The sequence below is a fragment of the Bradyrhizobium japonicum USDA 6 genome (assembly GCF_000284375.1).
Classification (GTDB): Bacteria; Pseudomonadota; Alphaproteobacteria; order Rhizobiales; family Xanthobacteraceae; genus Bradyrhizobium; species Bradyrhizobium japonicum.
Genome location: NC_017249.1, coordinates 4,802,353 through 4,815,287 on the forward strand (window position 1 = coordinate 4,802,353; position 12,935 = coordinate 4,815,287).

The following is a 12,935-nucleotide window of genomic DNA, read 5'->3' on the forward strand; positions in this document are numbered from 1 at the left end:
CTGTTTACCATTCGATCCCTACCATTGCGGTCATGGAATCGATCCGTCGACAGAACCCGCAGGCTGCCCTGATGTCGCTCGAAGCCGCTGCGGCCTCGGCACGCGGCGGCTTCGCATGCGTGTTCTCCACCGCGGATGAATACGAGCGCGCGCTGATCACCGAGCGCCGCGCCCAGGGGCGCTACACGCAAAGCCGTAGCTACTGGCCGCTCGCGCTGTTCATCGGTTGCGCGCTCATCGTGGCAGGCACCGCTCTGCTGTTCGCCTGAGAGCACGCATTTTTGACCGGTCAGGGCGCCGATTCGGTGCCTTTTTCTTCGCTGCGGTCTACGGTAGACACACCCATCAAACAAACAGGGTGGAAATCGATGATCACCGAGATTGCGCAAATCGACGTCAAGCCGGGCAGCGAGAAGGACTTTGAGGCGGCCGTCGCCAAGGCCAAGGCCGCCTTCGGCAGCTCCAAGGGCTTTCACGGCTTCGAGCTGCACAAGTCGATCGAGAAGCCGCAGCGCTACCGGCTGATGGTGAAGTGGGCGACGCTGGAGAACCACACCGTCGATTTCCGCGGCTCGGAGAACTTCACCGAATGGCGCGGCCTCGTCGGCCAGTATTTTGCTTCGCCCCCGGAGGTCGAGCACACCGAGACCGTGCTGACGACCTGAGCGGCTTCACGACGGCGTACGCCGCCTCGGCGCCTGAGCACGATCTTTTCGGAAAGCCGCTGCGCACTTTGCGCTAACGCGGCCCTTCGGGCCCGGATCATGCTGCCAGAGGCGGCGCCTCATACGTCTTGAAATGGTCGATCATGACCTTGGCGATGGCGACCAGTGGCAGCGCCAGCGCCAGGCCCCAGATGCCGAACACGACGCCGAGCAGGATCTGGAACGCGAACAGCGTGGCCGGCGGGATGTCCAATGCCTGCCGCTGCAGGATCGGCGTCAGCACATAGCTCTCCATCGCGTGCACGCCCATGAACAGGAGGAAGGCCGACAGCGCCGGAATCCAGCCCGAGGCGAGGCTCGCGAGCACCACGACGACGCCGGCAATGATGGCGCCGACGGTCGGAATGAAGGCGAGCAGGCCCGCCTGGATCCCCAGGATGAACGAGCCCGGGATGCCGATGATGGCGAGCCCGATCCAGGTCACGATGCCGACCGCAATCATCACGACGATCTGCGCGATCAGCCAGCGTTCCAGCGTCTCGCTGATGCGGTCGATGATCAGGGTGACGCGGGTGCGATGCCGCGCCGGCGCCAGGAACAACAGGCCGTCGTGATAGACCCTGGGCTGGGCGGCGAAGGACAGCCCCAGGAACAGCACGATGAAGATGTTTCCGACGCCGTGAATGGTGCCGAGCAGCAGCTTGAAGGTCTGGCTCACGATCGCGCCACCGCTGGAGGCCAGCGCGCCGGCGCCGGGCAAGGAACCGCGCGGAGGCACTGCTGGTGGGGGCGGCGAGTCCGATGGCGTATTGACCGAAGTGTCAGACGCAGCGTTGCCGAGATCGAAGAAGCTGGTGTCGATCCCGTGGTTGTCCAGGAAGGTCTTCACGTTGCCGATCTGCGACTTGATGGTCTTGCTCAGCACCGAAGCCTGCTCGGCAATGGTGGCGCCGCCGAGATAGGCGACGCCCGCGAGCAGCACCGCAAGCACGACGCAGACGATCCCGAGCCGGACCGGATGCCGCAGGTGCACGCGGCGGCCGAGCGCGTTGGTCAGCGCGTTGAGGCCGACGCCGAGCAGCATGCCGGTGAAGATCAGCAGCAGCGTGGTCGCAAAATACCAGGTGAAGACCAGCATCGCCGTGAACAGCACGACACCGATGCCGCCGACCGAAATTGCCCAAGCCAGATCGGTGCGGGTCGTAGGGCGTTGGTCTGCGCGGATGGTCACATCATGTCCTCTTCGGCGGCTGCGGGCGGGGCACTGTTTCGACAAACGTGCCTTCGATCAAGACCGCGTCAACGCGCTGGTTTGACGCTGTCGCGCGAACGGTGCAGAGCGATGAGGAGAAAACAGGTGGGGGCGCTTGAGTTTCATCAGCAAGTGGGCCGGTCTGCTGGGGCTACTGGCCGTGATCGTGATCGGCGACCAGATCCGGATCAACCGGCCCGGCCACAAATACCGCCTCACGGTCGAGGTGACGACGCCTGACGGGATCAAGACGGGGTCCGGCGTTCTCGCCGTCGTGCCCGACCGCAACTATAACCGTGGCGGCCGCACCACGATGCGCGGGGAGGCCGTGTTCGTTGATCTCGGCCAAGACGGCGGCAAAGGCAAGAACCTGGTGGCATTGCTGGCGCATCAGCAGGGCGGCAAGCTCGACCTCGACGACATCAACTATGTCGCGCTCCGTGCCTATGGCGCCGCGCGCGGCAATCGCGTCTCGTTCAACGATATCAACCGGCAGGCCGGCATTGTCCCGGTGCAGGGGGAGCTGATCCCCGTGCTCGTGAGCTTTGGCGATCCCAAGGACCCCAAGACCGCGCGCCTTGTCGCCGGCGACCACGCGGACACGGTCCTGGGCGACGGTTACGCCATCCGTGCCCTCACCGCCGAGGTGGTGCCCAATGGGGTTTGGCCGATCGATTTCGGCGGTGTTCTCGGGGAGCCCGTGACGCGCGGAATTGAGGCGAAACTGCCCTGGCTGGCCACGCCGGGCGACGTGGCGACAACCGCGCTGAAGGCCGCCGGCCTGCCCGTCGTGGGGACAACCGAGGCCCAGGAGGCATTTGCGCGAAAATAGCATTGCCGTCCCGCGATCCCTTCTGTTGAATTTGTTCCATCCCAAGGGCATGTTTGGAGAATCTTCTTGCGCGGGAGGTCGGAACGGAAGATGAGAAAGCCGGTCGTCGGCGTGATCGGGAACGCCCATCGCGTCGAAAATCGATTTCAGGTCCAGATGGTCGGCGAGCGCAATTTGCGCGCCGTGGCCGAGGTCTCGGGCGGCTTGCCGATGATGTTTGCGGGTGCGCCCGACATCACTGATATCGGCGCGCTGCTCGACGTGGTCGACGGGATCGTGCTCACCGGCGCCCGCGCCAACGTCCATCCGACCCGCTTCAATGTCGACCCGTGCGAGCGGCACGAGCCCTACGACATCCACCGCGACGAGGTGGCGCTGGCGCTCTCAATCGCTTGCGTGTCCCGCGGCATTCCGCTGTTCGGCATCTGCCGGGGCCTGCAGGAGATGAACGTCGCCTTCGGCGGCTCGCTGCATCCGGAGATCCGCGAAATCCCCGGCCGCATGAACCACCGCATGCCCCGGCTCGAGAACGGCGAGATTCATCCCGATCCGACCGTGGTGTTCGCCGACCGTCATGACGTCGACCTCACGCCCGGAGGCGCCTTCGCGCAGCTGCTCGGCTGCGAGAAGATCAGGGTCAATTCGCTGCACGGCCAGGGCATTCTCGACCCCGGCAAACGGGTGCTGATCGAGGGCATCGCCGAGGACGGCACCATCGAGGCGATCCGCATCGCGGAAGCCCCGACCTTCGCGCTCGGCGTGCAATGGCACGCCGAATACGACCCGCAGCGCAATCCGATCAACCGCAAGCTGTTCGAGGCCTTTGGCGAGGCGATGGTCGGACGCCAGCGCGCGACGGTGTAACAAGGGGCTCGCTCGCAGCCCTCCACTGAACGGCGCCTTGGTTTCGCGGCTTACGCCGTCTGCACCATCCGTCTTGCGCGATAGGCCTGCGGCGACATCAGGGTCAGCTTGCGGAAGGCCTTGCGAAAGCTGCTCTCGTCCTCGTAGCCGGCCGTGCGCGCGATGGTCTTGATCGGCTGCGCCGTCGTCTCCAGCAGCGTGCGCGCGTGCTCGACGCGGCGGCGCATGATGAAGGCTTGCGGCGGCTCGCGCGTCAGCTCCTGGAACTTCCGGTTCAGCGTGCGCTCGCTGAGGCCGAGCGCATCGGCGAGGCGCTTGACCGTCATCGGGCTCTTGCCGGTGCGGCGAACCAGGAGGTCGGCCCGGGTCAGCAGCGGGTCCTGCGACAGCAAATAGCCGACGGGCATGAATATCGACTGGGTGCGCTGCGCGGTGTCGATGACGACGTAGTCCGCGCATAGTTTTGCGATTTCCTTGCCGTCGACCATCTCGATTAGCCTGAGCAGGAGGTCGACCCACGACATCGGTCCGGCCGCGCAGACGATGCGGTCCGCGACGGTGATGACGGCGTCGGCGGCGAGGTCGATGGTAGGGTGGCGCTGCCGCAGCTCGCCTTGCAGCCACCAGGTGATGGTGGCCCGGCGGTGGTCGAGCAGGCCGCTGCCGGCAAGCAGGAACACGCCGCTGCAGAATGCGCCGATCAGCCGGCCGCTCGCATGCTGCTGCCGAAGCCACGCGCCGGCGCGGGCATATTGCGGTTGCAGGCGTTCCGCGGTGACATGATCGACGAGGTTGCCGGGGACGAGGATCGCGTCGAAGCGACCGCGCTTGCCGACCGCGCCATCGACGGCGACCATCTGGCCGCCGCCGGCACGCACCGGCTTGCCGTCGAGCGAAAGCACCTCCCAGGCGAAGCGCGTTTTCGCACCGCTCTGCTGCGTCACGTGATTGGCGAGCGACAGGATGTCGGCGACCCCGGCGATCGCCGAATGCATGCAGCCTTCCAGCGCCAGAATTGCGAGCTTCATGAGACCTCCAGGACAGGCGCGGCGATCCTAGCCGATCGGCGCGGGGCTACGTGGCGGAAATTGCCCGATCTCTGTCTCATCCGCCACTGCCTTGCCGACGCTGTCGGGTCCAGTCTCGTGCCGTCGTCACACGACATGATTGGAGAGAGACATGCCTTACGTCACCATTTCCACCGTCCGCGGCATCCTGGATGCCGGGCAAAAGAAGACCCTGCTCGAGCGCGTCACCGATCTCCTGGTCGAGGTCGAAGGGCAGGGCAACCCGGATTTCCGCCGCAACGTCTGGGTCAGGATCGAGGAGCAGGAGCCGGCGCACTGGTCGCTCGGCGGCATGCAGCCGACGCCTGAGATCATCGCCGGCATGTTCGGCACGATCGGCGCGGATGGCGTGCGGGTCCCGCGGCCGTAGCAGCGCGGCGTGCGCGGGCGGACCAGCCCAAGGCATGGTTCGCCACCGCCCTATGCTCAATCGATCTGCCGGACGTTTTCCATTGCATCGCACAATCACGACCATGGCCTGCACGCGGCCGCATTGAGGTTCGCAAGACGCGCACCATATGCTCTGCAAGGGAGCCCTGCCGTGCAGACCATGAAGGCGGCCCTCGTTGCGGCGATTGGCGTCGTGGCTTTGATCTGCTGCCTCCTTCCCAGCTCAGCGGAGGAGAACGGCCGTCTTGCATTGGTCGTTTCGATCGACGGAGCCATCGGCCCTGCGTCGGCCAGCTACGTCAAGGAGGCTTTGGCCAAGGCAAGCGAACGGCGCGCCGAGGTCGTGCTTCTGAGACTGAACACGCCCGGCGGTCTCAATTCCAGCATGCGCGAGATCATCGCGGATGTGCTGGCCTCGCCGATCCCTGTCGTCGGTTACGTCGCGCCCTCCGGCGCCCACGCGGCGAGCGCGGGGACCTATATCCTTTATGCGACCCATATCGCGGTGATGGCGCCGGGCACCAATATTGGCGCCGCGACGCCGGTGCAGATTGGCGGGCCGCTGCCCGGACTTCCGAGCGGACCAGCGGACAAGGGCGGCAAGGACAAGAAGGACGGTGGCCAGCAGAGTGAGTCCAAGGATCAGCCCAAGGACGCCATGACGGCCAAGGCGACCAATGATGCGGTTGCCTTCATCCGCAGCCTTGCGGAGCTGCGCAACCGCAATGCGGACTGGGGAGAGAAGGCGGTCCGTGAGGCTGCCACGCTCTCTGCCAACGCCGCGCTGGAGGCTCATGCCATCGATCTCGTTGCGCGCGATCAGGCTGAATTGCTGAGGCAGCTCGATGGCCGCGTGGTCGAGGTTGCAGGCGGCAAGACGCAACGCCTGGTGACGAAGGATGCCGTCGTTGAAGCCATCGATCCCGGATCGATATCCCGCTTCCTGGCCGTCATCACCGATCCGAACGTGGCGTTCATTCTCCTGATGGTCGGCATCTACGGCTTGATCTTCGAGTTCATGTCTCCCGGTGCCGTCGCGCCCGGAGTCGTCGGCGCGATCTGCCTGCTGATCGGCCTCTATGCGCTCAATCTGCTGCCGATCAATTATGCCGGCCTCGCCCTGATGCTGGTTGGACTCGTGCTGCTCACCATCGAAGCCTTCAACCCGACCGTGGTGATCGGGCTCGGAGGGATCATCGCTTTCGTGCTGGGAGCGCTGATGCTTTTCAGGGGCGAGGCGCCTGGCTACCACCTGTCGTGGTGGGTGATCGGCATCACTGCGGCAGTGTTCGCCGGCTTTGCGCTCGTCGTGCTTGGTTCGCTTCGGCGCGTCGGCAGGGCGCCTGCACTGGTCGGCGCGCAGGCCATGCGAGGCTTGCCCGCCGAGGTCCTCGACTGGAATGGGAACGAAGGTCATGTCTTCGCCCATGGTGAGCGCTGGCAGGCGCGCGGCGCCGAAACGTTCAAGCCCGGAGAGACGGCCGAAGTCGCCAATGTCGTCGACCTGACGCTGCTGATACGGCGCGCACCAACAGGCGAGGGAGGTACATCATGATGCTGGAATATCTGACCTATGCGGCGCTCGCGTTGCTCGTCATCATGTTCTTGTCCCAGGCTATTCGGATCTTGCGCGAATACGAGCGCGGCGTCATTTTTACGCTCGGCCGCTTTACCGGCGTGAAGGGCCCGGGCCTTATCATCCTCATTCCGATCGTGCAGCAACTCGTGAAGGTGGACCTGCGGGTGATGGTGCAGGTGGTGCCGCCGCAGGACGTGATTTCGCGGGACAACGTCTCCGTCAAGGTCAACGCCGTTCTGTACTTCCGCATCGTCGACCCCGAACGGGCCATCATCAAGGTCGGTGACTACATGGCCGCCACCAGCCAGCTCGCCCAGACCACGTTGCGCTCGGTGCTCGGCAAGCACGAGCTCGACGAGATGCTCGCCGAGCGCGACAGATTGAACGCGGACATCCAGGAGATCCTCGACAAGCAGACCGACGTCTGGGGCATCAAGGTGACCGGCATCGAGATCAAGGACGTCGATCTCAATGAAACCATGGTGCGCGCGATTGCCAAACAGGCCGAGGCGGAGCGGTTGCGGCGGGCCAAGGTGATCAATGCGATGGGCGAGCAGCAGGCCGCCGAAAAGCTCGTCGAAGCCGGCCGGATTCTCGCGCAGGAGCCTCAGGCGATGCAGCTACGTTATTTCGCGGCCCTGCACGACATCGCGGGCGAACGGTCCTCGACCGTCGTCTTTCCGCTGCCGATGGGCCTGTTCGACCATCTTTTGCCGCGGCGCGACAACCCGTAGCCATCAGCGGCAGGATGACCCATCTTCGGCCCAAATGGAGGTGTCGAATATTGCTCCCAACTTAAACGGGAGGAGAATTCGATGACGAAGCACGCCGCCAGACCAGCAAGCCGCCGCCGAAATCGGACATTGATGCTCACCGTCCCGCTGGTCGCCCTCGCACTTTGGTCGTGGGGGATCGATGCGGCGCAGGCCGCAGAGCCGGGCAAGGACGCGACGGCGGCCGGCCTGCCGCGCATTCTCGTGCTTGCGACGGGAGGCACCATCGCAGGCCAGGCCGACGCGCGCGCGACCGGCGCGTACAAATCCGGCCAGATCACAGGCGAACAGTTGATGCAGTCGGTGCCGGGCCTGGACAAGCTCGCGAAGCTGAATGCCGAGCAGATTTCGTCGATCGGATCCCAGGACATGAACGACAAGGTCTGGTTTGCCCTGGCCCGCCGCATCCAGGATGCCTTCGACAAGAATGAAGCCGACGGAATCCTCATCACCCACGGCACGGATACGCTGGAGGAGACCGCGTTCTTTCTCGACAATGTCGTACGCGGCGACAAGCCGGTGGTGATCGTCGGGTCGATGCGCCCGGCCACGGCGGTGAGTGCGGACGGCCCCGGCAATCTGTACGAAGCGGTGCAGGTGGCGGCCGATCCGCGCTCTCGCGGCCGCGGCGTGATGGCCGTGCTGAACGACAAGATCCAGAGCGCCCGCTCGATCACCAAGACCAACACCACGAGCATCGAGACGTTCAGCTCCCCCAATGACGGCCCGATCGGCTATGTCGACACCGCCGGCGGCATCCGTTTCATGGCCCAGGCCGCCGGCTTCAAGCGCACCACCTATCCGCTCCCGGCAGGCGAGCAATTGCCGCGCGTCGAGATTGTCTACTCGCATGCCAACATGGACGCCGTTCCGATCGAGGACGCCATTTCCCACGGCGCCAAGGGCATCGTGCTGGCCGGCGTCGGCGACGGCAACACGTCGAAGCAGGCCCTCGATGCGCTCGAAGCGGCGGCGAAGAAGGGCATCATCGTCGTCCGCTCGACGCGGGTTCGATCCGGCTTCGTCACCAGGAATGTCGAGGTTGACGACGACAAGAACGGGTTCGTCGTGTCCGAGGACCTCAATCCGCAGAAGGCCCGTGTTCTCACTCAGTTGCTGATCGCGGGCGGCATGACGGCTCCGGCCGAGCTCCAGCGCGCCTTCACGGCAACGTGGTGATTGGGCAGTCGTATCCTGCAGGGTGGGGTAGCCGTAACCCGGCCTGCGCTCCCAAAACGAAAAGGCGCTCCTCGCGGAGCGCCCTTTGCTTGTCGCAGAGAGTTCGAGCGGCTTAGCCCGAATAGTACATGTCGAACTCGACCGGGTGCGGGGTCATTTCGAAGCGCTCGACTTCGGTCATCTTCAGCTCGATATAGGCGTCGATGAAGTCGTCGTCGAACACGCCGCCGTTCTTGAGGAAGCCGCGGTCCTTGTCGAGGTTTTCGAGCGCCTCGCGGAGCGAGCCGCACACCGTCGGGATCTGCTTCAGCTCTTCCTTCGGCAGGTCGTAGAGGTCCTTGTCCATCGCCGGACCCGGATCGATCTTGTTCTTGATGCCGTCGAGGCCGGCCATCAGCATCGCGGCGAAGCCGAGATAGGGATTGGCGAGCGGATCGGGGAAGCGCACCTCGACGCGCTTGGCCTTCGGCGAAGCGGTGTAGGGGATGCGGCAGGAGGCCGAGCGGTTGCGCGCGGAGTAGGCGAGCAGCACCGGGGCCTCATAGCCCGGGACCAGACGCTTGTAGGAATTGGTCGACGGGTTGGTGAAGGCGTTGATCGCCTTGGCGTGCTTGATGATGCCGCCGATGTAGTGGAGGCAGGTCTCCGACAGGTCGGCATATTTGTTGCCGGCGAACACCGGCTTGCCGTCCTTCCAGATCGACTGGTGCACGTGCATGCCCGAGCCGTTATCGCCATAGACCGGCTTCGGCATGAAGGTGGCGGTCTTGCCGTAGATGTGGGCGACCTGGTGGATGCAGTATTTGTAGATCTGCAGATGGTCGGCCATCAGCGTCAGCGTGTCGAACTTCATGCCGAGCTCGTGCTGGGCGGAAGCGACCTCGTGGTGATGCTTCTCGACCTTGACGCCCATCTTGGCCATGGCGCCCAGCATCTCCGAGCGCATGTCCTGAACCGAGTCCTGCGGCGGGACGGGGAAGTAGCCCGCCTTGGTGCGGATCCGGTGGCCGAGATTGCCGCCCTCATATTCCGTGTCGGTGTTGGTCGGCAGCTCCGAGGAGTCGAGCCGGAAACCGGTGTTGTAGGGGCTGGACGAGAAGCGCACGTCGTCGAACACGAAGAACTCGGCCTCGGGGCCGACGAACACGCTGTCGCCCACGCCCATCGACTTCACCATGGCCTCGGCCTTCTTGGCGATGCCGCGGGGGTCGCGGTTGTAGGGCTCGCCGGTGGTCGGCTCGAGCACGTCGCAGGTGATGACCATGGTGGTTTCGGCGAAGAACGGGTCGATCGTCGCGGTCACCGGATCCGGCATCAGGCACATGTCGGACTCGTTGATCGCCTTCCAGCCGGCGATCGAGGAGCCGTCGAACATCGTCCCTTCGGCGAAAATGTCCTCATCGATCATGCTGACGTCGAACGTCACGTGCTGCCACTTGCCGCGCGGATCGGTGAAGCGCAGGTCGACGTATTTGACGTCGTTGTCCTTGATCGATTTCAGGACGTCTTTGGCGGTCTTCATGCATACCCCTTTTGGCTCTGCGGGTCGGTTTCCAGGTGAGCAGGATTGTTCTCGCTTTTGGCGAGTTCGCGCGCGACCGCACAAACGAAATCAGGCCGCCGAAGCAGCCTTTTTCTTGTCGGAGTGTCGCAAAATGCGGGATAGCACCCGGCTCAGATAGCGTCCAGCCCGGATTCGCCGGTCCGGATGCGGATCGCCTCTTCGATGTTGGAGACGAAAATCTTGCCGTCGCCGATGCGCCCGGTCTGCGCGGCGCGGCGGATCGCGTCGATGGCGCGCTCGACCAGATCGTCGCCGATCACGATCTCGATCTTCACCTTGGGCAGGAAGTCGACGATGTATTCTGCGCCGCGGTAAAGCTCGGCGTGACCCTTCTGCCGGCCAAAGCCCTTGGCCTCAGTCACGGTGATGCCTTGAAGGCCGACTTCCTGAAGCGCTTCCTTCACCTCGTCGAGCTTGAATGGCTTGATGATGGCTTCGATTTTCTTCACTGCGCGCCTCCCGGCCTTTCGATCAAATAGCAACGTCTTCGTCAGGATGCGCTTTTCTTAACGCACGATCTTGTCTTCGCTATGCCGGGATACCTGACCAGCCCGGCAACAACGGCCGGCCACACCCTGATAGAATGCCAGTGAGCACGACGAACCGAAGCGGCTTCCTCGAAAGCAGGGTCTATGCCAAGTTGCAAATGCCCTGATTATTGGAGCGTTATCAGCCTTTTAACGCGCATCTCTGATAGGTGGAGCCGACTGGCTCAAAATACCCCAGACTACGAAATAGGCAATCGGTTCAATATCTGTGCAAATCGTTGTTCTGCCGGGTGGGTCGGTACGGAACGTGCCTGTTGAAGAGGCGTTTGGACTAGGGAAGTGGCATGGAAGTTCTGACCAACGCTGAAATGCAGCGTGCCGACCAGCTCAGTATTGCGGCAGGCACGCCCGGCTTCAAGCTGATGCTCAGCGCGGGACAGGCGGTCGCGGAGGCCGCCAATGCGCTGGTGGAGGAGGGGCCGATCCTGATCGTGGCTGGTCCCGGCAACAATGGCGGCGACGGTTTTGTCGCAGCCGCCGAGCTCGCCGCGCAAGGGCGCGACGTCTCGGTGATCCTGATGTGCGAGCGAGACCAGCTCCAGGGTGACGCGGCCTCCGCGGCGCGCGGCTGGAAGCACCCGGTGCTGCCGTTCAATCCGCAGGCGATCGGAAAGCCCGCGCTGATCATCGATGCGCTGTTCGGCGCGGGCCTCAGTCGCCCGGTCGACGGCGAGGCGCACGCGATGATCGAAGCGATCAACGCCAACGGCGCCCCGGTGCTCGCGGTCGACCTGCCGAGCGGCATCAACGGCACCAGCGCAGCCGTGATGGGCGCGGCGGTGAATGCCACCGAGACCGTCACCTTCTTCCGCAAGAAGCCGGCGCATCTGCTGCTGCCCGGCCGGATGCATTGCGGCCATGTGCGCGTCGCCGACATCGGCATCGACGCGCAGGTGCTGGACGAGATCGCGCCGCGGACCTTCGAGAATGATCCTGATTTCTGGGGCACCGCCTTTCCGGTGCCACGCATCGACGGCCATAAATACGCGCGGGGCCACGTTCTGGCGGTCTCGGGCGATGCCGCCGCGACCGGCGCGGCGCGGCTCGCGGCCCGTGGCGCTTTGCGGGCCGGAGCGGGCCTCGTGACGCTGGCGACCCCGCGCGATGCGCTTGCGATCAATGCCAGCGCGCTGACTGCGGTGATGGTGCGGCCCGTCGACACCGCGATCGAGTTCGGCGCGTTGCTCGGCGACAAGCGCTACAACACCTGCCTGATCGGCCCCGGCGCCGGCGTCGGCGATCGCACCTGCGATCTGGTCCACACCGCGCTTCACGCGCAGCGGCATCTGGTGCTGGACGCGGATGCGCTGACGAGTTTTGCCGCAAACCCCGAACGGCTGTTTGAATCGATCAAATCCTCGCAGGACAATGCGGTGGTGCTGACGCCGCACGAGGGTGAGTTTCCGCGCCTGTTCTCCGACCTCAGCAACAAATATCCGGGCCGCTCGAAGCTGGAGCGCGTGCGCGCCGCCGCCGAGCGCTGTGGTGCGGTCGTGCTGCTGAAGGGGCCGGACACGACGATCGCCGCCCCCGACGGCCGCGCCACCATCGCCGCCAACGCGCCGCCCTGGCTCGCCACGGCCGGCGCGGGCGACGTGCTCGCCGGCATCATCGCAGGACTCCTGGCGCAAGGCGTGCCGGCCTTCGAGGCCGCCAGCATCGGCGTCTGGATGCATGGCGAGGCGGGAAGCGAAGCGGGGCCGGGGCTGATCGCGGAGGACCTGACCGAGACGCTGCCGGCCGTGCACCGGCGGATCTATAATGCGCTCGGGGTGGAGTACTAGTGCTCAGGCAGCTCGCGCTCACCGAGATGGGCGCGGCTGCGCAGGTCCATCGGATTGCGTTCGACCAGGCGATGCCGTGGCTGCTCGGACTGCACACGCCGGCGGAGGACCGTTGGTTCTACCGGGAGCGCGTCTTTCCGACATGCCGGGTCTGGGGTCGCTTCAACGATGACGAACTGACCGGGATCATCGCTTTCCAAGACGGCTGGATCGAGCAGCTCTACGTGCTTCCCGCGGCCCAGGGTCGCGGCATCGGCACCGAACTGCTCGACGTCGCCAAAGCTGCCTGCGATCGGCTGGAGCTCTGGACCTTCCAGCGCAACACGCCGGCACGACGCTTCTACGAAGCACGCGGGTTCACGCTGGTCGAGCAGACCGACGGCGCGCGGAACGAGGAGAGGGAGCCGGACGCTCGCTACGTCTGGACGCGCTGACGCC

14 protein-coding genes are annotated in these 12,935 nt (G+C 64.9%); 10 read left to right on the forward strand and 4 right to left on the reverse strand.

The window, feature by feature from the left end:
• Positions 1-32: 32 nt before the first annotated feature.
• Positions 33-269 (forward strand): hypothetical protein, encoded by a 237-nt coding sequence (locus tag BJ6T_RS22740; RefSeq protein WP_014494818.1) that lies wholly within the window; start codon positions 33-35, stop codon positions 267-269.
• Positions 270-368: 99 nt separating this feature from the next.
• Positions 369-665: an antibiotic biosynthesis monooxygenase family protein gene (locus BJ6T_RS22745; protein ID WP_014494819.1), complete on the forward strand. Its 297-nt coding sequence runs from the start codon at positions 369-371 to the stop codon at positions 663-665.
• Positions 666-762: 97 nt separating this feature from the next.
• On the opposite strand, the gene BJ6T_RS22750 is transcribed toward BJ6T_RS22745, so the two are convergent.
• Positions 763-1,896 carry an AI-2E family transporter gene (locus BJ6T_RS22750; protein ID WP_014494820.1) on the reverse strand — a complete coding sequence of 378 codons (1,134 nt, stop codon included), beginning with the start codon at positions 1,894-1,896 and terminating at the stop codon, positions 763-765.
• A gap of 136 nt (positions 1,897-2,032) precedes the next feature.
• Between BJ6T_RS22750 and BJ6T_RS22755 the strand changes: the two genes are divergently transcribed.
• Both BJ6T_RS22755 and BJ6T_RS22760 read left to right on the forward strand, forming a co-directional pair.
• Positions 2,033-2,749 (forward strand): hypothetical protein, encoded by a 717-nt coding sequence (locus BJ6T_RS22755; protein WP_014494821.1) that lies wholly within the window; start codon positions 2,033-2,035, stop codon positions 2,747-2,749.
• Between the two features lie 90 nt (positions 2,750-2,839).
• On the forward strand, positions 2,840-3,613 hold the full coding sequence (locus BJ6T_RS22760; protein WP_028170225.1) for a gamma-glutamyl-gamma-aminobutyrate hydrolase family protein: 774 nt from the start codon (positions 2,840-2,842) through the stop codon (positions 3,611-3,613).
• 50 nt (positions 3,614-3,663) lie between these two features.
• On the opposite strand, the gene BJ6T_RS22765 is transcribed toward BJ6T_RS22760, so the two are convergent.
• Positions 3,664-4,641, reverse strand: coding sequence for a GlxA family transcriptional regulator (locus tag BJ6T_RS22765; protein ID WP_014494823.1), 978 nt, complete (start codon positions 4,639-4,641; stop codon positions 3,664-3,666).
• Positions 4,642-4,792: 151 nt separating this feature from the next.
• Between BJ6T_RS22765 and BJ6T_RS22770 the strand changes: the two genes are divergently transcribed.
• The 4 genes from BJ6T_RS22770 to BJ6T_RS22785 all read left to right on the forward strand — a co-directional run bounded on the left by BJ6T_RS22770 (position 4,793) and on the right by BJ6T_RS22785 (position 8,601).
• On the forward strand, positions 4,793-5,050 hold the full coding sequence (locus tag BJ6T_RS22770; protein ID WP_014494824.1) for a tautomerase family protein: 258 nt from the start codon (positions 4,793-4,795) through the stop codon (positions 5,048-5,050).
• A gap of 171 nt (positions 5,051-5,221) precedes the next feature.
• Entirely contained in the window at positions 5,222-6,625 is a 1,404-nt protein-coding gene (locus BJ6T_RS22775; protein WP_014494825.1) for an NfeD family protein, read from the forward strand.
• Positions 6,622-7,383 carry a slipin family protein gene (locus BJ6T_RS22780; RefSeq protein ID WP_014494826.1) on the forward strand — a complete coding sequence of 254 codons (762 nt, stop codon included), beginning with the start codon at positions 6,622-6,624 and terminating at the stop codon, positions 7,381-7,383. Before BJ6T_RS22775 ends, BJ6T_RS22780 begins: the two co-directional genes overlap by 4 nt.
• Before the next feature lie 81 nt (positions 7,384-7,464).
• The gene (locus tag BJ6T_RS22785) at positions 7,465-8,601 is read left to right on the forward strand and encodes an asparaginase (protein ID WP_028170226.1); all 1,137 of its coding nucleotides are present in this window, start codon (positions 7,465-7,467) and stop codon (positions 8,599-8,601) included.
• Between the two features lie 112 nt (positions 8,602-8,713).
• Here BJ6T_RS22785 and glnA read toward each other — a convergent pair whose 3' ends face one another.
• The gene (gene glnA, locus BJ6T_RS22790) at positions 8,714-10,123 is read right to left on the reverse strand and encodes a type I glutamate--ammonia ligase (RefSeq protein WP_014494828.1); all 1,410 of its coding nucleotides are present in this window, start codon (positions 10,121-10,123) and stop codon (positions 8,714-8,716) included.
• Between the two features lie 152 nt (positions 10,124-10,275).
• Complete coding sequence (locus BJ6T_RS22795; protein WP_007603495.1) at positions 10,276-10,614, reverse strand: P-II family nitrogen regulator; 339 nt, start codon at positions 10,612-10,614, stop codon at positions 10,276-10,278.
• Between the two features lie 383 nt (positions 10,615-10,997).
• Between BJ6T_RS22795 and BJ6T_RS22800 the strand changes: the two genes are divergently transcribed.
• Both BJ6T_RS22800 and BJ6T_RS22805 read left to right on the forward strand, forming a co-directional pair.
• A complete protein-coding gene (locus BJ6T_RS22800; protein WP_014494829.1) occupies positions 10,998-12,497 on the forward strand; it encodes an NAD(P)H-hydrate dehydratase in 1,500 nt (499 codons plus the stop codon).
• Positions 12,497-12,931 carry a GNAT family N-acetyltransferase gene (locus BJ6T_RS22805; protein WP_014494830.1) on the forward strand — a complete coding sequence of 145 codons (435 nt, stop codon included), beginning with the start codon at positions 12,497-12,499 and terminating at the stop codon, positions 12,929-12,931. Before BJ6T_RS22800 ends, BJ6T_RS22805 begins: the two co-directional genes overlap by 1 nt.
• The last annotated feature ends 4 nt before the right edge of the window (positions 12,932-12,935 follow it).

Excerpts from the sequence above, each read along its gene's own strand:
- BJ6T_RS22800 (WP_014494829.1), top strand. The coding sequence starts at position 10,998 with ATGGAAGTTCTGACCAACGCTGAAATGCAGCGTGCCGACCAGCTCAGT.
- BJ6T_RS22760 (WP_028170225.1), top strand. The coding sequence starts at position 2,840 with ATGAGAAAGCCGGTCGTCGGCGTGATCGGGAACGCCCATCGCGTCGAA.
- BJ6T_RS22770 (WP_014494824.1), top strand. The coding sequence starts at position 4,793 with ATGCCTTACGTCACCATTTCCACCGTCCGCGGCATCCTGGATGCCGGG.
- glnA (WP_014494828.1), bottom strand. The coding sequence starts at position 10,123 with ATGAAGACCGCCAAAGACGTCCTGAAATCGATCAAGGACAACGACGTC.
- BJ6T_RS22740 (WP_014494818.1), top strand. The coding sequence starts at position 33 with ATGGAATCGATCCGTCGACAGAACCCGCAGGCTGCCCTGATGTCGCTC.
- BJ6T_RS22745 (WP_014494819.1), top strand. The coding sequence starts at position 369 with ATGATCACCGAGATTGCGCAAATCGACGTCAAGCCGGGCAGCGAGAAG.
- BJ6T_RS22785 (WP_028170226.1), top strand. The coding sequence starts at position 7,465 with ATGACGAAGCACGCCGCCAGACCAGCAAGCCGCCGCCGAAATCGGACA.
- BJ6T_RS22780 (WP_014494826.1), top strand. The coding sequence starts at position 6,622 with ATGATGCTGGAATATCTGACCTATGCGGCGCTCGCGTTGCTCGTCATC.
- BJ6T_RS22765 (WP_014494823.1), bottom strand. The coding sequence starts at position 4,641 with ATGAAGCTCGCAATTCTGGCGCTGGAAGGCTGCATGCATTCGGCGATC.